General features: G+C 39.6%; 17 protein-coding genes. 11 read left to right on the forward strand and 6 right to left on the reverse strand.

Annotated features, from left to right (window positions below):
• The first annotated feature begins 66 nt into the window (after positions 1–66).
• Positions 67–1,368, forward strand: coding sequence for a UDP-N-acetylmuramoyl-tripeptide--D-alanyl-D-alanine ligase (gene murF / locus FHT21_RS16320; protein ID WP_208398973.1), 1,302 nt, complete (start codon positions 67–69; stop codon positions 1,366–1,368).
• A gap of 229 nt (positions 1,369–1,597) precedes the next feature.
• On the opposite strand, the gene FHT21_RS16325 is transcribed toward murF, so the two are convergent.
• From FHT21_RS16325 to FHT21_RS16340, 4 genes are all read right to left on the reverse strand, one after another.
• The gene (locus FHT21_RS16325) at positions 1,598–4,456 is read right to left on the reverse strand and encodes a TonB-dependent receptor (RefSeq protein WP_167295839.1); all 2,859 of its coding nucleotides are present in this window, start codon (positions 4,454–4,456) and stop codon (positions 1,598–1,600) included.
• A 165-nt stretch (positions 4,457–4,621) separates the two neighbouring features.
• A complete protein-coding gene (locus FHT21_RS16330) occupies positions 4,622–5,050 on the reverse strand; it encodes a gliding motility lipoprotein GldH (RefSeq protein ID WP_243854039.1) in 429 nt (142 codons plus the stop codon).
• Between the two features lie 31 nt (positions 5,051–5,081).
• Positions 5,082–6,623: a regulatory iron-sulfur-containing complex subunit RicT gene (gene ricT / locus FHT21_RS16335; protein WP_167295841.1), complete on the reverse strand. Its 1,542-nt coding sequence runs from the start codon at positions 6,621–6,623 to the stop codon at positions 5,082–5,084.
• A 1-nt stretch (position 6,624) separates the two neighbouring features.
• Positions 6,625–7,773, reverse strand: coding sequence for a hypothetical protein (locus tag FHT21_RS16340; RefSeq protein WP_167295842.1), 1,149 nt, complete (start codon positions 7,771–7,773; stop codon positions 6,625–6,627).
• Positions 7,774–8,328: 555 nt separating this feature from the next.
• On the opposite strand from FHT21_RS16340, the gene ruvX reads away from it, so the two are divergent.
• From ruvX to FHT21_RS16375, 7 genes are all read left to right on the forward strand, one after another.
• Positions 8,329–8,745: a Holliday junction resolvase RuvX gene (ruvX, locus tag FHT21_RS16345; RefSeq protein ID WP_167295843.1), complete on the forward strand. Its 417-nt coding sequence runs from the start codon at positions 8,329–8,331 to the stop codon at positions 8,743–8,745.
• Between the two features lie 7 nt (positions 8,746–8,752).
• Entirely contained in the window at positions 8,753–9,388 is a 636-nt protein-coding gene (locus FHT21_RS16350) for an O-methyltransferase (protein ID WP_167295844.1), read from the forward strand.
• A 60-nt stretch (positions 9,389–9,448) separates the two neighbouring features.
• Positions 9,449–10,123, forward strand: coding sequence for a glucosaminidase domain-containing protein (locus FHT21_RS16355; RefSeq protein ID WP_167295845.1), 675 nt, complete (start codon positions 9,449–9,451; stop codon positions 10,121–10,123).
• Between the two features lie 85 nt (positions 10,124–10,208).
• Positions 10,209–11,051, forward strand: coding sequence for a glucosaminidase domain-containing protein (locus FHT21_RS16360; protein WP_167295846.1), 843 nt, complete (start codon positions 10,209–10,211; stop codon positions 11,049–11,051).
• Positions 11,052–11,099: 48 nt separating this feature from the next.
• On the forward strand, positions 11,100–11,852 hold the full coding sequence (locus tag FHT21_RS16365; protein WP_167295847.1) for a hypothetical protein: 753 nt from the start codon (positions 11,100–11,102) through the stop codon (positions 11,850–11,852).
• On the forward strand, positions 11,849–12,172 hold the full coding sequence (locus FHT21_RS16370; RefSeq protein ID WP_223833452.1) for a hypothetical protein: 324 nt from the start codon (positions 11,849–11,851) through the stop codon (positions 12,170–12,172). Before FHT21_RS16365 ends, FHT21_RS16370 begins: the two co-directional genes overlap by 4 nt.
• 94 nt (positions 12,173–12,266) lie before the next feature.
• Positions 12,267–13,292 (forward strand): DUF3078 domain-containing protein, encoded by a 1,026-nt coding sequence (locus tag FHT21_RS16375; RefSeq protein ID WP_167295848.1) that lies wholly within the window; start codon positions 12,267–12,269, stop codon positions 13,290–13,292.
• A 7-nt stretch (positions 13,293–13,299) separates the two neighbouring features.
• On the opposite strand, the gene FHT21_RS16380 is transcribed toward FHT21_RS16375, so the two are convergent.
• The gene (locus FHT21_RS16380) at positions 13,300–14,031 is read right to left on the reverse strand and encodes a hypothetical protein (protein ID WP_167295849.1); all 732 of its coding nucleotides are present in this window, start codon (positions 14,029–14,031) and stop codon (positions 13,300–13,302) included.
• A 96-nt stretch (positions 14,032–14,127) separates the two neighbouring features.
• Between FHT21_RS16380 and FHT21_RS16385 the strand changes: the two genes are divergently transcribed.
• Positions 14,128–15,117, forward strand: a complete 990-nt coding sequence (locus tag FHT21_RS16385) for an AraC family transcriptional regulator (protein ID WP_167295850.1) — start codon at positions 14,128–14,130, stop codon at positions 15,115–15,117.
• 115 nt (positions 15,118–15,232) lie between these two features.
• Here the strand turns inward: FHT21_RS16385 and FHT21_RS16390 are convergent, their stop codons facing one another.
• The gene (locus tag FHT21_RS16390; protein ID WP_167295851.1) at positions 15,233–17,653 is read right to left on the reverse strand and encodes a DUF5916 domain-containing protein; all 2,421 of its coding nucleotides are present in this window, start codon (positions 17,651–17,653) and stop codon (positions 15,233–15,235) included.
• Positions 17,654–17,845: 192 nt separating this feature from the next.
• Here FHT21_RS16390 and ffh point away from each other — a divergent pair, with 192 nt between their 5' ends.
• Both ffh and FHT21_RS16400 read left to right on the forward strand, forming a co-directional pair.
• Entirely contained in the window at positions 17,846–19,183 is a 1,338-nt protein-coding gene (ffh, locus tag FHT21_RS16395) for a signal recognition particle protein (protein WP_167295852.1), read from the forward strand.
• Between the two features lie 378 nt (positions 19,184–19,561).
• Positions 19,562–21,100: a YifB family Mg chelatase-like AAA ATPase gene (locus FHT21_RS16400; protein ID WP_167295853.1), complete on the forward strand. Its 1,539-nt coding sequence runs from the start codon at positions 19,562–19,564 to the stop codon at positions 21,098–21,100.
• Positions 21,101–21,115: the final 15 nt, after the last annotated feature.

The following is a 21,115-nucleotide window of genomic DNA, read 5'->3' on the forward strand; positions in this document are numbered from 1 at the left end:
AATGTACTAATTTTGTTTTTTGTTGATGCGAAAGCTTAATTTTACATCATATTTTTTACCATAGGCATGATTACAACCGAAAGATTATACGATTACTTCCAAGAAAACCCTGTCATTTCTACCGATACCAGAAACATTACCCCTGGTTGTATTTTTTTTGCGCTTAAAGGAGATCTTTTTAATGCCAACGAATTTGCCGCTCAAGCCATTGAAAAGGGAGCGGCTTATGCTGTTATAGATGAAGAAAAGTATGCTACAAACAATCAATGCCTGCTGGTTGAAGACGTGTTAAGCACTTTGCAGGATCTGGCACGCCATCACCGTAAACAACTTAGTATTCCGGTTATTGGCTTAACAGGGAGCAATGGTAAAACAACGAGTAAAGAGTTGGTAAATGCGGTTTTAGCAGAGCGATACAAAACCTTTGCCACCTTCGGTAACTTAAACAATCATATCGGCGTTCCATTGTCTATATTATCCATTACGGATGATGTGCAGATTGCAGTAATCGAGATGGGTGCCAACCACCAAAAAGAAATAGAACTGCTCTGTACCATTGCGCAGCCTACCCATGGCATCATTACCAATGTGGGCATGGCCCATTTAGATGGCTTCGGCGGATTTGAAGGCGTAAAAAAGGGAAAGGCTGAGCTTTACGCCTATTTAAAAGAAACCCATGGTTATACTTTTATCAATAGAGACAATCCATACTTGCTTGAAATGAGCAATGCCGCAGGCTTGAATAAACTGATTTATTATGGAACAGAAAACGGCAATACCATTAAAGGGGAGTTAAAAAGCAGCGATCCATTTATCGAAGTGGATTGGACCAACCATGACGTTTCTTCTTCAGTAAAAACCAATTTAACAGGAAGTTATAACTTCGAAAATATTTTGGCAGCCATCTGTATTGGTGATTTTTTCGACATGAGCCCTGAAGAGATCAACACCGGTTTATCGAATTATCAGCCGAAAAATAACCGTTCTCAATTAACCAAAACAGAAAAGAATATTGTAATCTGCGATTTTTACAATGCAAACCCAAGCAGCATGACCGCTGCACTGAAAAATATCGCAGTGTTATCGGCTGATAAAAAGACTGCCATTTTGGGTGATATGTTCGAATTAGGCCCTGAGTCACCTGGCCAGCACGAACTTATTGCAAAGCAAGCTAATGAAAGTGGTTTAGACCAACTCATTTTTATAGGGAAGGATTTCTTTACATTTAAAGACAATTTTAAAGGTACATTTTTCGAAACCCCGGCCGAGGCCGCCACTTACTTACAGGAAAATCCGGTTCGGGATCATTTAGTACTGCTAAAAGGATCAAGAGGAATGAAACTGGAAAGTTTGCTGCAGTATTTATAGCCCTTTCTTCTAAAAGAAAAGCTGTCTCAAATTGAATCGTATTCTTATCAAAACTTTATTCACCTTACGTCATTCTCGCGAATGCGGGAATCTTAATGCGTGCTTCCATTAGCATTAAGATTCCCAATCAACCTGATAGCTACCGGGTTGGAAATGACGATACGTCTAAATATAATTTTTCACTAGAACAATTATATTTATTTGAGACAGCTAATTAATTTAAATATTGTTAAAACGTACAGGCAATTTTTCCGTAAACATACCTGCCATTAAAGCCAAACTGACTAACGGCTCTTGAGTACAAAAATCTACCATTCGAGGTGTTGTCTAATCCCCCAGAATAATTACTGGCAGCGTCTCCACTCAAGTTATTTTCATTATTACGTGGATTGATATATAATCTATCAGGATAAACATCAAAAATATTGTTTGCACCAACCGTTACCGACCAGGTTTTGCTTGCGGCGTAACTTACAGAGAAATCAGTTATCCATTTCGGGGCAAAAGTTTGATCCAATTGAACGGGTAAACCATTGGCAGGGATATTTGGATCGATGGCATTTAAATAGGTAACCTCTCCAAAACGGACTGTTCTTGCCACGAATGATAATTTACTTACATTATAGGTTGCGGTAAGATTTAACTTGTTTTTAGGTACGGAACTTTCGAAACGAGAGCGTTCCAAACGATCGAATAATTTAGCCTTTAAAGTTGGATCACTTTCAATTTTGTCAGAGCCTTGAATACTCCTCACTACGGTTTTGTTTACATTTCCGGCAACACTTAAAATTAAGCTGCTTTTTGCGCCCAAATTGAATCTATTGGTTAAAACCACATCTATCCCGGCAGTATTGGTGGTAATGGCATTGGTAAAAAACTGTACGCTGTTAATTTGTGCCGTTGGATCTACCGTGTTTAAAATCTGGTTTACCACACCTGTTGGCACTAAAACCCCGCCAGAACGCTCGCGGGCATATTGGCTGGAGAAAACAATACGATCGCTGATATCAATGTTATAAGCATCAACGGTAAAAGTAAAGGTTTTGGCTATTTTGCCTGCTAAGCCTAAACTTCCCGATTTAGAAATTTCAGGTTTTAATGCACCAACACCAAATTGGGCAACAATAGGGTTTGCATTATTTACTGTTAAAACCTGGGTTGCGTTTGTGCCAACAAACTGTGTACTCTCGTTATTAAAGTATTGTTGGTGTAATGAAGGAGCCCTAAAGCCGGTTGCATAAGCTCCCCGCAATGAAACATCTCCAAAAAGCTTAATCTTACCTGTAAATTTATAAGAGAAGTTTGAACCAAAATCACTGTAGTTTTCATAGCGGCCAGCGGCTTCTAAGGTTACCCTTGATCCAAATTCAGCTTCTAAATCGGCATAGGCTCCAACATTATGCCGCGATTTATCCAGCGCATTGCTAGGCTTAAAACCAGGAAATACCTGTGCGCCAGATGCAGTAGGGGATGTTCCGATCAACCTTCCACCATTTGAATAGGATAACAGCTCGCCTTCTTTGATCTGATAGTTATCTATTCTAAATTCTCCCCCAAAAGCAGTATTTAACGAAGTTAAAAATCCACCGTCAAAAGTGTGCTTTTTGCTTAAATCAAGATTACTGGTGTTCTGTCTGAATAGTAACTCTCCAGCATAAAATGAAGTAGGGCTTGTACCTGTTGGTAAAGAGGCATTTACCGTGTTGTCAATATTAAACTCAATGGTATTCTCTCCACTTGTATTACTTAGGTCGTAATCCCAGGTGCCTATTTTACCTCTTAAACCTGCAGAAAATGAATAATCATTGATTTTGGTATCGATAAATGGTAAAAACCCGTTAGGGTAGATCGACAAATCTATCTGAGTAGTTTGTGTTGGCAAACGATAAAAACCCGCTGCACTACCCGTTTTATGGGTAAAACCTGCTGCATAATACAATTGGGTAGTTTTACCAAAATTGAACTGCCCGTTTAAAAACCCTCCACCGTTTTTGGAGTCAGAATTACCTACACGCATGTTGTTTCTATCTAAACCATTTGCTGCAGCCCTGGCGTCATCGGCAGCTTTTAAACTGGCAAAACGGGCCTGAAAATCGGCTTCTGTTTCTGTCGAACCCTTAGTTGGATTTGCAGAATACAATAATGGACGGGTATCTAAACCACCCCGGTTCGTATAGCCCCTTTGGAGGTATTGTGCCGCAAAATTAATGAAACCTTTGTCGTTTTTAAATGCCCAGCCTTTGCTAAAATCAACCTGAAAAGTTCTGCCATCGCTAAAATCGCGTCCTAAGGCACTTGAAGAAGATTGGCCAAAAGAGGTAGAGAAACTATAAGGCGTTACCTTTTTTAACACAATATTGATTACCCCGGCAATAGCATCCGAACCGTACTGCGCCGCAGCACCATCACGTAACACCTCAATGCGTTCTATCGCCGAAACCGGGATAGAATTTAAATCGGTTCCAACAGAACCCCGGCCGAAAGTACCGTTAATGTTTACCAATGCTGTAGTATGCCTGCGTTTTCCGTTTACCAGCACCAAAACCTGATCTGGTCCTAAACCACGTAAAGATGCCGGATCGATGTGATCGGTTCCATCAGAAACGGTTTGTCGGTTAGAGCTAAAAGATGGCGCTACAAAGTTTAAAATCTGCGTTAAATCTGTCTGCGCAAATACTTTAACGTCTTTTGTAGAAATCAGATCAACGGGGACCACACTTTCGATGTTCGTTCTCGGTGTTGATCTTGATCCGACCACAACTACATCACTTAAAAGTTCTTTCGCATCCTGAAGTACAAAATCCATCGTTTTTACAGTATTATCAATCTGAACGGCTACTTCAGCTGTTTGGTAACCAGTAAAAGAAATCCGGACTTTATAAGCTCCTGCTGACGTAAATTTTAAGGCATAGAGCCCATTTCCATCGGAAGATGTTCCAATTTTTGAGCCAACTACCTGAATAGTTGCACCAGGTATAGCCAGGCCGGCCGAATCTGTAACTTTACCTTTTAAGCCTTGCGCAAATAATTGGGCCGACGTTAGAAAAAGGAGAATAGCGAGGGTGTTTTTGAATAAAATTCTTATCATAGTGTATAGGTTTATAAACAATAATAACAATTTTATCACACATTCTCACACAATAACTACCTGATAAAGAACAAAGTACTAAAAAAGCACCCTTTTCATGTAAATAATTAAAGACAAACGATCGAAAAAATGCAAAAATTAAATCCCAGGCAAGAAATAAACAAATTATTGAGCCAAATCAACTAAAACACCGACATCACTTACTTCCAAAAGTGGATTATCGCGCATATTCTGCTCAATTTCGATTTCAAACTTGCCATTTCTCGGAAAATGATAATTGGTTAGCATGGGTAAACTATAGCTGAACACGTTTCCAGAACCACTACCCAACCATTCGCCATCATTTTTAGCCAATTTATATTGATAACGTTTGGTTATCATTTTTTTACCATCCTTAAAATGGGCAAGAATAAATATATTGGCGTATTTATAATCTGCGGTATGCCTTAGCTTGAAATAAATATTATAGGCTTTGGTATTGTCTTTTATTTCAAATGCTGTCGAAATATGATTACGGTAAGTCCACCTGCGATTGGCAATTTCTACATTGCTATCAATTACGCTGGCCGTGCAGCCAACAAATAATGTAACCATCAATAAAAAGCCAAGCAAAATTATATGCTTTTTATTCAGCAGCAGGTTTATTTTCTGAACCATTATTATTGTTTCGGCGGTTGTTATTTTTCCTACGGTTATTTCTATTCTTATTTTTGCTCTGCTCTGGCTTAACACCCTCTGCCGCTACACTTCCTTCAGCTTTTACTACAGACTTTTGTGCTTGTGGCTGCTGTTTTTGCTTATTGTTTTGAGGTTTTGGTCCATTAACATGCTGTGGTTTCGGAACAGTCTGTTGGGGCTTTTGACCTGCATTTTGCTGCGGTTTTGATCCGTTAGGTTGTTGTTTTCCGCCTTGTTGAGCTTTCTGTGCACCATGTTGAGGCTGCTGAGCTCTGTTATTAGCTCCAGCGTTCTTTTCTCCGGCTGGTACTCTTTCCCTTCTATTTTGATTATTGTTGCGGTTGTTTTTCTGGTTATTGTTTTTATTCTGGTTGTTTTTGCCACGAGAACGTTCGTCTAAGCGGGTTAAACTATCCTGACCAACTACATTTTCATAATCGAAAGATTTTTCTATTACCACAGGCACAGCAACCTGTACGGCTTCTTCTTTTAAATTAGGTGCTTTTTTGCCTGCTTTGTTCATGGCCATGATTTCTTTTACCCTGGCTGCTTTAACCGGAATCCAGTTTTCATCGCCCTGGTAACTAAACCACATAATTTTTTTGAAAATATCTGTCTTTTGATGACGAGCATAACCCGCTTCTGTATCCAGGTTTTCAATCCTGTCCGGAATATCCTTTAATGCATCTAAATAGGTATCAAGCTCATAGTTTAAACAGCATTTTAATTTACCGCACTGGCCAGCAAGCTTTAATGTATTTAACGAGAGGTTCTGATAACGCGCCGCAGCTGTAGAAACTGTTTTAAAATTAGTTAACCAGGTAGAGCAGCATAATTCGCGGCCGCAGGAGCCAATCCCACCTAAACGGCCAGCTTCCTGGCGCATCCCGATCTGGCGCATTTCAATTCTGATACGGAAACTCTCCGCCATTTTTTTAATCAGCTCACGGAAATCCACACGTCCATCGGCAGTATAAAAAAATGTTGCTTTGGTTTTATCAGCCTGGTAATCTACATCACTGATTTTCATCTGCAAACGGAGATCGAGCGCCAGTTTACGGGCTTTATGCATGGTTTCCCATTCCATCCCTTTGGCGGCATTCCATTTCTCCACATCAGCCTCTGTAGCCTTACGGTAGATTTTTTTGGTTACCTGATCAAGCGCAGTTTTGCGGCGTTTCATCTGGATACGCACCAATTCACCCGTAAGCGAAACGTGCCCTACATCAAAACCACCAGTTGGCCCTTCAACGGCAACAAGTTCCCCAATTTCGAGGTAAATGTTATCGTTATTGAGGAAAAACTCTTTACGTGAGCCTTTAAATTTGATTTCTGTAACCTGAAAAGGTTTATAATTAGAAGGCATATCCAAATTAGACAGCCAATCGTGAACTTCCATTGTTTGGCAACCACCGGTGCCGCATGAGCCATTACTTTTGCATCCATTAGGGGTGCAGCCACCACCTGTTGAACAACTTCCACATCCCATATTAATTGTATATATATTGAGTCCCCGCAGGGAGCGTTTTAAACTTGATAATTTTTACCAATTGTAAAGATACATCTAAAAACAGAATTTTCGGGTTTGCGTTTCTTTCAATGTGGTAATGTGCCTTTTCCAGTTCGCCAATTATGGCCTCTGCCATGGGCAAGGTAAGTACATGTGTGCTGAGTTTTTTGGCCGTTTCGAAGGTTAGGGGGGGTAATTTCACCAACTCTTCGGCTCCGCTCAAAATTAAACAGCATTCGCGTAAATAATTTACGCCATATTTTAAAAAATTCTTCTGGTTTTCTCTTCCCCACTTGGCTGCTTCATCGGTAAAATCGATCAGGTCGGGCACTTTATTGCCAAACCCCATCCTCAGCCAGGCCGTAAACGTACCAGAACTATCGCTTTGCGTATCTGCTGCCAGTGCTTTTGCTTCAATTAAATTTCCATCAGCTAAAAATGAATAATCAATAGCCTGATGCTCGCTTAATCCACTCGCATTTAATAAATATCCTGTTACCTCTTCCGACGAAAGTTTTGGGATTTTCACAATTTGCGTTCTGGATAAAATGGTAGTTAAAATCTGATCCTGACTTTGGGCGATTAAAATAAACAAAGTATTTGCAGGCGGTTCTTCAATTAATTTCAGCAAAGCATTTCCGGCTTTATCCAAATATTCGGGCAACCACATAATCAAAACCTTGGTTTCGGCCTCAAAAGCCTTATAACTTAGCTTCTTAATAATATCGTGGCATTCGGCAATGTTAATGTTAGCCTGTTTATTGGCAGCATCGAGTTTAGAGCGCCAGATATCCATATCGAAATAAGGATCGTGCATTAACATGCCCCGCCATTCTTCCAATACATCAACGGCCGTTTTTACACTTGCCGAGGCAAAAAAAGGATAGGAGAAATGCAGGTCGGGATGAATTAAACGTTCGTATTTTCTACAGCTCGAACATTCGCCACAACTATCATTTTCGCCTTTATTGAGGCAATTGATGTATTGTGCATAGGCAATAGCCAGCGGTACAGCGCCAGAACCAGCAGGCGACAAAAATAGTTGCGCATGGCTAATGCGGTTTTCTTTAACCGTTTGCACCAATTGTTGCTTCACTCTTTCCTGTCCGATGATTTCTTTAAACTGCATTTGGTGCAAAATAAGAAATAGATATGAGATTCACACATTCGTCATTACGATCTTACTTTTGAAACACATTTTTTAGTGTTAAATGTTAAATAAAGCTCATGACTTCTGTAGCTTATTTGGTCAATATTATTTTGAAAAGCAAGGTCTTGAGCGTTTCGGTTCCGAAAGCCCTGCTATCTCTTCAAGTCCTCGCTTCGCTGTGGGCTTTTCGTTCTATCAGGTTTATTTAACTAAATCAGTAATTCTTCGGAAATAAACCTTTAAAACCAGAATATCCAGATATAATATGCTCACCAACTTCACCCAAACCGTACAGGCCTGAATCAACTAAACCTGATGGGAGAGCGGGCATCCTACAGCAGGACCGTATATACCCAAGTACTACAGGCTTTGCTTTCCAAAAAATGAAACCATCAACTTTTACCATAAACAACATACGCGTTGCCACAACATTAATCTTGGTTTATTGATTATTTCAAAAACCTTACCTTTGGCTTTTATTTTTTAAACGGGACTAAAAGCTTTGCGCCAAACACCCTACGCTTAATTATTTTTATGGCACGTATCCTCGCATTTGATTATGGAACCAAACGCATCGGCATTGCGGTAACTGATCCTTTGCAGATTATTGCAACAGGGCTGGACACCGTGCATCCGAAAAATGTGATCGAGTATGTTAAAAAGTATATGCTTACCGAGCAGGTGGAGGCTTTTGTACTCGGCGATCCTAAACAGATGGATGGATCTCCATCCGAATCCGCACAACATGTAAAAGGTTTTGCTACACTGTTAAAAAAATCATTCCCTGATATCCCAAGGCACTGGGTTGATGAGCGTTTTACCTCTAAGCTTGCCCATCAGGCCATTATGCAGAGTGGCTTAAAAAAAATGGACAGAAGGGATAAAGATAGGGTTGATACCATTGCCGCAACCATCATTTTACAATATTTTATGGAAAGTAACCGTTTATAACCAACAAATGAGCCTGATAAACGACGATTTACAAGATTTATTAATTGCCTACTGCGAACCTGAAAGCGAACTGCTTCAACAGATAGATCGCGAAACTAACCTTAAAGTTTTAATGCCCCGTATGCTATCTGGCCACTATCAGGGCCGGGTTTTGAGCATGCTCAGCAAAATGATCTCCCCTAGAAGGATTTTAGAAATCGGCACTTTTACCGGTTATGCCACTTTATGCCTTGCTGAAGGATTAACGAAAGATGGTATATTGTATACGCTAGATATTAATGAAGAATTGGAAGATATGGTTCGCCATAACTTTGCCCAATCTGCATTTAACCACCAGATCAACTATATCCTTGGCGATGCTACCACTACAGTAGCGGGTTTAGATGAAGTTTTCGATATTGTTTTTATCGATGCCGATAAGAAAAACAACGGCACCTATTACGATCTTATTTTTGATCGCGTTCGCCCAGGCGGGATTATTATTGTTGATAATGTACTATGGAGTGGAAAAGTACTTCAGGAGAAACAGGATAAAGACACCAGAAATATTACTAGTTTTAATGATAAAATAGCTGCAGATGAACGGGTTGAGAAATTGATATTACCTGTTCGGGATGGTTTGTTTGTGATCAGGAAGAAATGATGATGGCTTATAAGCCAAAGTGATCAACCATTATACCATAGTCTATTAACCAAAAAAGAAATGAATAAAATTTTTACTTTTTGTCTGCTCCTTTTAACAGCAATTATTGCGAAGGCACAAGACACAGAAGAATATATTGCCGAGCATGTAGAATATGCGCAGGGCTTAATGCACGATCATAAAATTCCGGCCAGTGTTATTTTAGCTGTTGCCATACATGAATCGGCTGCCGGAAGCAGTAAAATAGCACAACACCTTAATAATCACTTTGGAGTAAAAGGCCCGAACAACAATGCGGAAATACGGTCATCTTACCGCGATTATTTAAATGCGGATGAATCTTACAGCCATTTTGTAGAGATTATGGAAACCCGAGAGCCTTTTAATAATCTTTTTGAAAAATATGATCAATACGATTACAAAGGCTGGGCTTATGGAATCCGCCGCTGTGGCTACGCCAGAAGTAGAAGCTGGGCCAGCCAGGTAATTGGCTTAATTAAAAAATACGAACTCTATCAATACGATGAGCGGCCAGAGGGATATGAAGAGCCCGTGTATGCAGCACCTGTTAGCCACCGAGCAAAAAACAGAAGAACAACAAAAAGTTATACCGTAAAATCTGGCGATAACCTGAGTATAATTGCCAAAAAGAAAGGCACAACCGTGAAGTCCCTCATGCAGAAAAACGGCATTAAAAAGGCAAACTTAAAACCAGGACAAAAATTACGGTTTTGAGTCATGAGTCCGAAGTCGAATCCAACAATTAGCTTTATTCAGTTTCACAATTAACCCGTTAACCGATTTAAACAATTAACCCCATATGCGTTCATATAACCATTACATCTTTATAGCAGCAATACTCATCTTTTTTAGCTCTTGCGGTACGCGGAAATTTTCTAAAAACAACAAACAGATCGAAAAGGCAGCCAACAAAGCCAATAACAATTCGTACAAAAGCTATAATACTTTAAGTTATATTGATGAGTTTAAGGGTGTGGCGGTAGAGGAAATGAATGCAAATGGCATCCCCGCAAGTATTACCCTGGCGCAGGGAATTTTAGAATCGGGCAGTGGAAATAGTGATCTGGCTAAATACGCGAACAACCACTTTGGGATTAAGTGTACATCGGATTGGAAAGGGAAAAACTATTTCCGGGATGATGACCAGAAAAACGACTGTTTTAGGGTGTATAAAGATGCCCGCGAATCTTTCAGGGATCACTCTGAATTTTTAAAACGCAAACGTTATAGTTTTCTTTTTCAGTTAGATAAAAACGATTACAAAAGTTGGGCGCAGGGGTTAAAAACAGCAGGTTATGCAACCAATCCAAAATATCCTGATCTGTTAATCAACACCATTGAAAAATACCAGCTTTACCAATACGATCAATCGGAAAACGAAAAACAGAAGATTGCCCGCGAAGATCGCGTGTTTTCAGAAATCAACCAGAATATCCCTCAGGAAAAAGCTAAATTTACACCAGTTGAAACTCCACCAGCAGGGGCTAAACCCATTCTTGCCGATGGTACTTATACCGTTGTTAAAGGAGATACGCTCTATAATATTGCAAAACGCTTTAATTTAACAGTCGATCAGTTAAAAATGCTGAATGAAATGAGTACGGATGCTATTAAGCTCGGTCAGATACTTAAGGTTAAATAATGTTAAGTACAAACATAGCCTGCCAGATATTTGTAGTTTTGTAGCTTAATGAAGTTTTTTATTCCCTTAATATTTGCTTTGGGCTTCGCTACGTTGCTTCACGCACAAAATAAACCTGTGCAGGGAATTGTTATTGATAAAGAAACCAAACAGCGTTTGGCCAAGGTTTATATTTATAACATCCGTACAGGTGATGGTTTATACAACAATACGAAAGGCGAATTTAGCACCTTTGCACTACCGGGCGATACCTTGGTTGCAGCTTTATCAGGCTACGGTGTAGATACTATTGTTTTTAAAGGACAAACAGCCGCATACTTTCAGCTCAGATCACTAGGCATCAGACTGCGTGATGTTGTTATTCAGCAAAAAAAATTAAGCCCACAGCAGCAATACGAAAAAAATGTTCAGGAATATCGTTACCAAACCATGAAAGGAAGTAGTAAAGATTTATTGAATTTAGGCAACGGTGGTGTTGGTTTAGGTATCGATGCCATTTATAACCTATTAAGCAAACAAGGTAGAAATGCCCGTCATCTTCAAAAAATCCTCGAAAAAGATTATCGGGAAGAGTTGATTGATTATCGTTTCAATGCCAGCCTGGTTAGTCAGGTATTAGGTATAAAAGATGCTGAACTGACAGATTTTATGCAGCAATATCGGCCCACTTATCAATTTGTACTAGATGCAACAGATTATGCATTTAATCTTTTTATCAGGAATGCCTATAAAAGCTACAGGCTAAATCCCAAAGCCTTACAATTACCTGCATTGCCTAAAATAACGATCGATAAGTTGTGAAAGCGCCCATACTGATCGTTAAAAAACTTCCGGCAGCGGGTATGGCAATCTTTCCGTTTATCCTGCTAAAATCGGCAAAGCTTAAAAACGATCCGGAGATTATTAATCACGAGAAAATCCATCTGCGCCAACAGCTAGAATTACTTGTATTCCCATTTTATACCCTATACCTGCTTAACTATCTGATCAACCTGATCAGATACAAAAAACACGATCTGGCCTACCGGAACATTATTTTTGAGAAAGAGGCTTACGATTATGAAACCGACTTAAATTACCTAAAAAATGGCAATTGGTATGGTTGGATCAAAAAGATGTGAAACTGCCGCTTTCACTTTAGCTTCAATTGCCGTTCTGGTAATCATTTTGTTAAATGCTTTTTATCTCTAAAATTTTTCTTTTTCTTTGTAGATAATGAAGAACTGTTTAGCTGCCATAATTCTGATTCTAAGTTTCTGCTCTACAAAATTATATGCACAGGAAATTGATACTATTCCGATCAATACAAAAGACCTGAATATAAAGTTAAAGCGTAGTCCGTTGCCAAGCAGGCAGGGACCATTAAACTTTGAGCCTGTAAAAATTAAGCCTTTGGTGGTAAACGCTAAGATTAATTACTGGAAAACAAGAACCAATATCGGCATCAATATTAACCAGGCCCAATTCAGTAACAACTGGAAAGGTGGCGGTACCAACTCTGTGGCTGTTGGAGGGCTATTAAACTGGAAGGCAGAATATAACAAAGACAGCTATAGCTATGTAAGCGAACTTGTTTTGCAATATGGTAAAATCAAAAATAAAGATCAGCTGCAAAAGAAAACCAACGACCGTATTTTTTGGGATAATAAAGCTTCTTTCCAACTTTCTAAAAGCTGGTTCTTCTTCGGGTCGTTAAGTTTTGAATCCCAGTTCGATAACGGTTATTCTTACAGTGTCACAAACGGCCAAGAAACCGCTACGCTGATTTCAAAATTTATGGGTCCAGGTTATTTAACAGAATCTATCGGTTTCGAGTATAAACCTGTTAAATATTTTTCTACCCGTATAGGTACAGGTACTGCACGCCAGACTTTTGTTTTGGATGAAAAGCTTTTTCTTGATCCGGTTGATAATACCAAACCACCAAAAGCTACTGTTTTTGGGGTAGAGTATGGCAAAAAAGTACGTAACGAACTGGCTTTTCAAATAGTAAGTGCATTTGATAAGGATATATTTACCAATACAAATCTTAAAGCACGTTATCAGATGTTCATTCCTTATCAGGATTTTAAAATGAGCAATATTGATCATCGCTTAGATGTTGCATTAACGGCAAAAATCAATCGCTTTATGAACACCAGTTTAACTGGTGTACTACTGTTCGATAAAGATACCGGCACCAATAAAATACAGGCAAACCAAACTTTAGCGCTGGGTTTTGGCTTTACCTTCCCCAGATAGCATCAACCTAAGCCCCACCAATTTTACCCATTTCCCAGTATGGCATGGTAATAATCTGCCTAAAACTTACACCTCTTTGCTTTAAGTAACGTTTAAATTGCTGTACTGATTTCGCTCTTCCGGTAAGGTAAAACGTAGCATTTTGCCACATTTCCCAGCACATAGGATGCATATTTTCCATCCAGTTGATGGCATTTTTGGCCGGAGTATCCACATCAGAAGGTACCGCATCAATCAACAGTTTTAACTGTTCAACTGAGCAAAGGTTTTCTTCCTGTAGCTCCAAAATGCCAAAATATTCTACATCCTCATCTACTACTTTTTTCCCAAGCGATTCGTACAAACCCAGGCTGGTTTCATCACCAAAAAAGAAATGCTGGTTAGATTCTTCCTTGTATTTAATTCTCGCGCGGTCTAGAATAAGTTTTAAAATGTCTCCCTTCTGAATGTTCACGGCAAGGCTGTGCCCGGGTCCTTGTCTGTTTAAATAAAAGATCACCTCGCAGGTTTCGTTCATTTGATCAAAGGCAGATAGGGTATAATGCCGGTACTCGTTGGCATTAACCCTAAACAACACTTCCATTCCCGGAATAAATTCAGCATCAAAAAAATCTCCTTTAAAGGTAACGCACTTTAAATTGCTGCTTAACATTTTAGTTTCTACAACTTCTACTTGATATATTTTATTGCTGATCACTTTTTCCATTGTATTGGCCAGCCATGATGGTAATTTTGGCATAGTATTCTTTTGTTTAGTAACTTTGAACAAAAGTAATGGTCTAACAAACGCATCTTTTTATACCAAAAGGATTAAAGTTTATATCAAAAGGATTTTATGGCTTTAAACATTTATGATGGTGACGAAAAATACTATATTGTTGGTAACAAATTCGCCGATAACGAGTTTAACCAGGCACTGGTAACCGAAAGAAGGGACAAATACAGCTTTCCCTTTGGCGATGCAGAGATTGTGGAGATCGCTTTTTCAGGTATTTACATTGTTTACGGCGATATGCTAGTGAAAAAGAGCCGCCTACGCATTAAATCTTTTGATGAGCCCGATATGGTTGAGCTTCATTTTTCAATTACAGGGGGCGGCATTATGGAAAATTACCTCACCAACAAACGCCTGGATATTAAAGCCAATCAGCACAATATTATTTATAGTCCTGATTTTGATGGGATGGCAGAATTTCCTACCAATGGCCCGCATAAATTTTTCGAGGTAAATTTCGAAAGAGCCCGTTTTGTTGATTTAACTAGTGAAAGCAGCACTTTGCTAAAAAACTTTGCCGAAAAAATCATGAACAACCGCCCGGTAGAGCTTTCATCAGAAAACCTGCCCATTAGCTTAGCCATGCACAGTTGTATAAATGATATTATGAACTGCCAGTTTACCGGTGGGTTAAAGCTCTTGTTCCTGCAATCTAAATGCCTCGAACTTTTGGCATTGCAAGCCCAGGCTTTTGAACTTGCAGCAAAAAAAACCGACAGCTCTACCATTAAATCGGCATACGATAAAGACCGCATTTATTATGCACGCGAATATTTGTTAGCCAATGCCAGCCATCCCCCGTGTTTAACCGAATTGGCAAAGGTTGCAGGCATAAACGAATTTAAATTAAAACAAGGTTTTAAAGAGGTTTTTCAGAACACTGTTTTTGGTTATTTAAGCGATTATAAACTGATGCGGGCTAAAGAACTCTTAACCGATAGCGCCAAAAACATTAAGCATATTTCCGATGAACTAGGCTATTCTTCGGTACAGCATTTCAGCAGTGCTTTTAGTAAAAAATTCGGTATAAGCCCTGCAAAAGCAAGGTAGTTTAGCTGAGCGTTTAGAATCCAAAGTCTTTAGTCCTTAGTCTCAGCATATATTTTCCATTTCCTGGCCTTGGCTTTAAACCCAAGGCCAGGAAATGACTACTCAAACCCGTAATTTAATTCTTTTTCCTTTTCTTCTTAAGGTCTAGATAATCTACATAATACAAAACCTTCACCGAAAGGCTGTTATTCTGCGGAGCGTTTAAAATCCCGCTCAGGTTTTTATTATAACGCGCTGTATAAAAGGTATCATAAGTTTCGGCTGCATCCTTGTACGAAACCGAGAGGGTGCTACCGGGCGCAAACTGCCAAGTATAAATTAAATCAATATTAAATACGTTATAATTTCTATCCATCCCGGTTAACGGCGCTCCTTGATATGCTGTTAAATGGCCATCAGGCTGAAGCAGGTAAAATTCTTTATTTCTTCTATCACTCCAATAATGCCTTAGAACAATGGTTAGCCCCATTAAATTGGTAAAGGTGTATTTAGCATCAAATGAGTTTTCTACCGTCCGGCGGTCGTATTTCGAAAAAATAGCCTGATTACCCTGTGCCGTTACCCAGTTTACGTAATTGTAATTGGGGTTAAAATTCAGGTCTAAACCAAAGGCAATCTTGTCATTTAACCTCAGGTTCTGAAAAAAGTAAAAATTATACTGCTTACCTCCGAAAAGCTGCTGTTCAAAATACCGCACATTTCCACCAAAATTATAGGCTTTGGCGCGGTTGGGGTTTATATACAGGCCAATGCCGTAGTTTTCTGGTGCGCGGTATAACTGGCCGTTTCGCGCTTCATAAAAGTCATTACTTTTTCTCTCCCAGCTTAAATCTAATTCTGCCGACCATTGATTTTTAAATTGAACCCAATATCCTGCATTTGTACTTGTTTTTTGATAAGCACTGGGTATTGCCCTGCGGGAATAATTCAGATTAAACCAACTTTCAAATTGATTATACCATTTGCTTGGCTTGTATACGTTGTAACCAATACCAATCCGCTGATCTAAAAAGTTGTTATTGGTAAAGAAACCCATATCTGATGGATCAAATTTATCATCAGCATATACCTGATTGTAACTCCAGGTAAAGTTACCGCTCTGTTTACCAAACCTTAAAGTGTAGCTATAACCCGTACTCGATTCTTCACCCCGTAAATAGCTCATTTTACCTCCGCCGTTTACGAAATATTTATTGCCTTTATTGTTTAAATTGAAAAGCAGGGCACTCACATTGGCATCGTAAGCAGAACCTTGCCTAAGCACGTTCGTGTTGATAAACGTAGCCGAACTGTTGTTTTTTAACGACTGGTCGAAAACCAAAATATTATAATTGGTAAGTGGTTGTGTTTCTACCATCCGAAGGTTGCCCTGAGCATCCTCTACCTCGGTTTCCATACTATTGGTAATTGCATTAAAAATGCCAATACCAAGGCCTTTAGCCGTTCGCCCGGAAATCTTCGTGGCATTTAACACCTTGGCCTCAGTTTGATCTTTTACAATTTTATCGCTGCCTACCTCCCTATAATTATAATAAGCTGGTATAGAGCCGATCCGTTTCGAATAAAACAGGTCGCCTTTATTAAACAGCTCTGTTCCTTCTGTAAAAAACTGTCGGTTTTCATTAAATTTCACTTCAAAAGGAGTAAGGTTTAATATCCGGTTATCAGACTGAACCTGTCCAAAATCGGGCACCAAAGTCATATCCAACGTGAAGCTGTTGTTGATTCCATATTTAACGTCCATCCCACCGTTAAAACGTGATGTTGTATTTTTTACCCCAGGCAAATTAGCAGGATAATGGTTTACATAGGCCGAAATATAGGGTGAAAAGGATAATCGTAACGGAGGTTTAACATCTTTTATTCCCATCCACAATCCTTCCTGGTTGATAAAACCATTTACTTTAGGGTCTACAAAATTCCAAAATGTCTGCGTATTGCTCCGTTGTATCCTGCGGCTAAAATTCAAACCCCAATTCTGGACCTCCTTACTGGAAAAACGCAGGGCCGAATAAGGGATTTTCATTTCACAGGTCCAGCCTTTATCATCAATTTTAACTGCACTTTCCCATACCGCGTTCCAGTTCGCATCTTCATCACCAACCTGCGAGTATTTGGCATCAAACTGAACGCCCGCAGCCGTAACAAAAAAGCCGTTTCCATTCATTTTATCGTAAAATGGGTCAACAATAATCGAAATGAAATCGGCATTGCCAATATTATCCCTCGAAACCAGCTCGTGCGATACACTGTCAGGGTGATCGTACATTCGGGCGTAAACATATATCGCAACATCATCATAAAGTAGCTTCATTTCGGTACGCCGATCATGAGTTTCTACCTTTCCCGGATTTGGCCTGATCTGAATAAAATCAGTCGCTATGGAAACATTATTCCAGCATTCATCATCTAAAATACCATCTATTTTGGGGCTTAACGAGGTTCTTTTAGCTTCAAGATGTTTTTGCTTGGAGATATCCTGAGCAGAACAAAAAGCACAAATAAATATGAAAAAAAGAAGGATGCAGCGTTTCATTCGTTTAGGTTAGTTAGGTATAAGACCGCCGCTTAACCAAAATGTTGCACCAAACGAAAAATTTAATGCTCATCTTCCTAAAGTTTTGACTTTGAGTTGCTAAGATTTACAAGCAAAATTTGATACATTTGCCTTTTATTAAAAACAAGTAGCTTATTGCCTTCAGGCAATAAGCCTTTAGCTTAAAAAAAGATGTTTGATAATTTACAGGACAAGCTAGACAGAGCATTTAAAGTACTAAAAGGACAAGGCAGCATTACGGAAATCAACGTGGCAGAAACCATGAAAGAAATCCGCAAAGCATTACTAGATGCCGATGTTAACTATAAAACAGCAAAAGCATTTACTGATGATGTAAGGCAAAAAGCTTTGGGGCAAAACGTACTTACTGCCGTTTCTCCAGGTCAATTGCTTACCAAAATAATGAACGATGAACTTGCAGCCTTAATGGGTGGCGAAGTTACAGAGTTAGATACTAAGGCAAATCCTACTATTATTTTAATTGCAGGTTTAAACGGTGCGGGTAAAACTACTTTTGCAGGTAAACTGGCGTTACATTTAAAAAGTAAGGGCAAAAAACCGCTGTTGGTAGCAGGTGACATGTACCGCCCAGCGGCTGTAGATCAATTAGAGGTTTTAGGAACCTCGGTTGGCGTTTCAGTTTATGCTAACCGCGCATCAAACGATCCTGTTGGTATTGCCTTAGAGGGTATTGCACACGGTAAACAAAATGGAAATAACGTAATCATTATCGATACCGCTGGTCGTTTAGCGATCGACGAATCTTTAATGAACGAAATATCTGAAGTTAAGGCTAAAACTCAACCACACGAGATTTTATTCGTTGTGGATTCGATGACTGGTCAGGATGCAGTAAATACAGCTAAAGTATTTAACGATCGTTTAGATTTTACGGGCGTTGTGCTAACCAAATTAGATGGCGATACCCGTGGTGGTGCCGCCCTTTCCATTAAATCGGTAGTAAACAAGCCTATTAAATTTATCGGTACAGGCGAGAAGATGGAAGCGCTGGATGTTTTCTATCCAGATCGTATGGCATCGCGTATTTTGGGTATGGGTGATGTGGTTTCGCTTGTTGAACGTGCACAAATGCAGTTCGATGAGAAAGAGGCAGCAGAACTTCAGAAGAAAATCCGCAAGAACAAATTTGATTTTAACGATTTCTACAACCAGATTCAGCAGATCAAGAAAATGGGTAACATGAAAGATCTGATGGGCATGATACCAGGTGTTGGTAAAATGATGAAGAACGTAGATATCCAGGATGATGCGTTCAAATCAATCGAAGCAATCATCAATTCTATGACACCATTTGAGAAAGAAAACCCGGATGCTATTCAGCAAAGCCGCCGTTTACGTATTGCAAAAGGTTCGGGTAGCAAGGTAGAAGAAGTAACCAAGCTCATTAAACAGTTTGAAGATATGCGTAAAATGATGAAGCAGTTTTCGAACCCGGCAGCCGCAGCAGCCATGATGAAAGGTATGCCTAAAATGCCTTTTGGAAGATAATTAAAAGGTTTAGGGTAGAGGGTTTAGGGCGCAAGGCTTTATTTCCTCCTGAAAATTTAAATCCCGATCCTAACCTAAACATTATCCTGAACTTGTTTCAGCATCTTTTAAATAATACAAATCCCGATCTGTAATGGTCGGGATTTTTTGTTTTATTGGTTTTGGAAATGAATGTCGGTATTTCATAGGGGTTTCAGCCCTGCTTTCCCTAAGCCGATAGAAGAAATCGGCATTCATCCAATGAGTTTATTTAACAAAGGCAGGTAAAATCACCTCATTAATAGATACTAAAACTTGATCTTTGTTTAAACAATCTGTATATTAGAATCAATATTCATCCCGAATAATTTACATCCGAATTTATTTTAATTAAACTAAATGCTTGTAAAAACATACGGGAGTGCTGTTTATGGTGTAAATGCACTAACCATAACCATCGAAGTGAATATTAGCGCAGGTACCAAATACTATATGGTAGGCCTGCCTGATAATGCAGTAAAAGAAAGTTTGCAAAGAGTGGCTAGTGCCATTAATGTTTCCGGGTTTCGCATGCCTAAACAGAAAATAGTGGTAAACCTGGCACCAGCCGACATCAAAAAAGAAGGGTCCTCATACGATCTGCCGATTGCCATCGGCATTTTAGCAGCCTCAGGGCAAATTCCTACTGACGAACTGGAAGATTATTTTATTATGGGCGAACTTTCCTTAGATGGCAGTATACAGCCTATAAAAGGAGCTTTACCAATTGCCATACAAGCACAGCAGGACGGCTTTAAAGGATTTATCTTACCCAAACAAAACGTTCGCGAAGCAGCCATTGTAAACGACTTAATTGCATATGGAGTAGAAAACCTGGCTCAGATAGCTGCTTTTTTCAATAAAAGTGAAACATTGGAACAGGTTAAAGTGAATACCAGAGAAGAATTCTTAAAAAATATCAATAACTATGAACACGATTTTGCAGATGTTAAAGGGCAAGAAAATATAAAAAGAGCCCTAGAAATTGCTGCAGCAGGTGGTCATAACGTTATTTTAATTGGTCCGCCAGGGGCGGGCAAAACCATGCTGGCCAAGCGCTTACCCACTATTTTACCACCCTTAAATTTAAATGAAGCCTTAGAAACCACCAAAATCCATTCTGTTGCCGGAAAACTCGCCGCGAGCGATGCTTTGATGACGAGCCGTCCGTATCGCTCCCCACATCATACCATTAGCGATGTAGCACTGGTAGGCGGCGGAATGAATCCGCAGCCCGGAGAAATATCGCTGGCGCATAACGGCGTTTTGTTTTTAGATGAGCTACCTGAGTTTAAACGTACTGTTTTAGAGGTAATGCGCCAACCTTTAGAAGACCGTAAAGTGGCCATTGCAAGGGCTAGGTTTTCGGTAGAATATCCCGCCAGCTTTATGTTGGTGGCCTCGATGAATCCCTGCCCATGTGGTTTTTATAATCACCCGGAGAAAGATTGTGTTTGTGCACCGGGTGTGGTTCAAAAATACCTGAGTAAAATATCTGGACCACTTTTAGACCGGATTGATCTTCATGTAGAAGTTACCCCTGTTGATTTTACTGAACTTGCCTCTTCACAAGAAGCAGAAAAAAGCAACCACATCAGGACACGCGTAATTCAGGCGCGAGAAATTCAAGATCTACGTTTTGCAGATAGAGAAGAATTGCATTGCAATGCCCAAATGAGCCCGAAAATGGTCCGGAAAGTATGCCAAATCAGCGAGGCAGGAACCACCCTATTAAAATCAGCAATGGAAAGATTAGGCCTATCCGCCCGAGCGTATGATAGAATTCTGAAAGTGGCCAGAACAATCGCAGATTTAGATGGCAGTAAAAATATAGAACTCGAACATTTAGCAGAATCGATTAATTACAGGAGTCTGGATAGAGAGGGTTGGGCAGGATAAAATTATATAAATCCA

This window comes from Pedobacter sp. SG908 (assembly GCF_011759615.1).
GTDB lineage: Bacteria > Bacteroidota > Bacteroidia > Sphingobacteriales > Sphingobacteriaceae > Pedobacter > Pedobacter riviphilus.

Excerpts from the sequence above, each read along its gene's own strand:
- murF (WP_208398973.1), top strand. The coding sequence starts at position 67 with ATGATTACAACCGAAAGATTATACGATTACTTCCAAGAAAACCCTGTC.
- FHT21_RS16325 (WP_167295839.1), bottom strand. The coding sequence starts at position 4,456 with ATGATAAGAATTTTATTCAAAAACACCCTCGCTATTCTCCTTTTTCTA.
- FHT21_RS16330 (WP_243854039.1), bottom strand. The coding sequence starts at position 5,050 with ATGGTTACATTATTTGTTGGCTGCACGGCCAGCGTAATTGATAGCAAT.
- ricT (WP_167295841.1), bottom strand. The coding sequence starts at position 6,623 with ATGGGATGTGGAAGTTGTTCAACAGGTGGTGGCTGCACCCCTAATGGA.
- FHT21_RS16340 (WP_167295842.1), bottom strand. The coding sequence starts at position 7,773 with ATGCAGTTTAAAGAAATCATCGGACAGGAAAGAGTGAAGCAACAATTG.
- ruvX (WP_167295843.1), top strand. The coding sequence starts at position 8,329 with ATGGCACGTATCCTCGCATTTGATTATGGAACCAAACGCATCGGCATT.
- FHT21_RS16350 (WP_167295844.1), top strand. The coding sequence starts at position 8,753 with ATGAGCCTGATAAACGACGATTTACAAGATTTATTAATTGCCTACTGC.
- FHT21_RS16355 (WP_167295845.1), top strand. The coding sequence starts at position 9,449 with ATGAATAAAATTTTTACTTTTTGTCTGCTCCTTTTAACAGCAATTATT.
- FHT21_RS16360 (WP_167295846.1), top strand. The coding sequence starts at position 10,209 with ATGCGTTCATATAACCATTACATCTTTATAGCAGCAATACTCATCTTT.
- FHT21_RS16365 (WP_167295847.1), top strand. The coding sequence starts at position 11,100 with ATGAAGTTTTTTATTCCCTTAATATTTGCTTTGGGCTTCGCTACGTTG.
- FHT21_RS16375 (WP_167295848.1), top strand. The coding sequence starts at position 12,267 with ATGAAGAACTGTTTAGCTGCCATAATTCTGATTCTAAGTTTCTGCTCT.
- FHT21_RS16380 (WP_167295849.1), bottom strand. The coding sequence starts at position 14,031 with ATGCCAAAATTACCATCATGGCTGGCCAATACAATGGAAAAAGTGATC.
- FHT21_RS16385 (WP_167295850.1), top strand. The coding sequence starts at position 14,128 with ATGGCTTTAAACATTTATGATGGTGACGAAAAATACTATATTGTTGGT.
- FHT21_RS16390 (WP_167295851.1), bottom strand. The coding sequence starts at position 17,653 with ATGAAACGCTGCATCCTTCTTTTTTTCATATTTATTTGTGCTTTTTGT.
- ffh (WP_167295852.1), top strand. The coding sequence starts at position 17,846 with ATGTTTGATAATTTACAGGACAAGCTAGACAGAGCATTTAAAGTACTA.
- FHT21_RS16400 (WP_167295853.1), top strand. The coding sequence starts at position 19,562 with ATGCTTGTAAAAACATACGGGAGTGCTGTTTATGGTGTAAATGCACTA.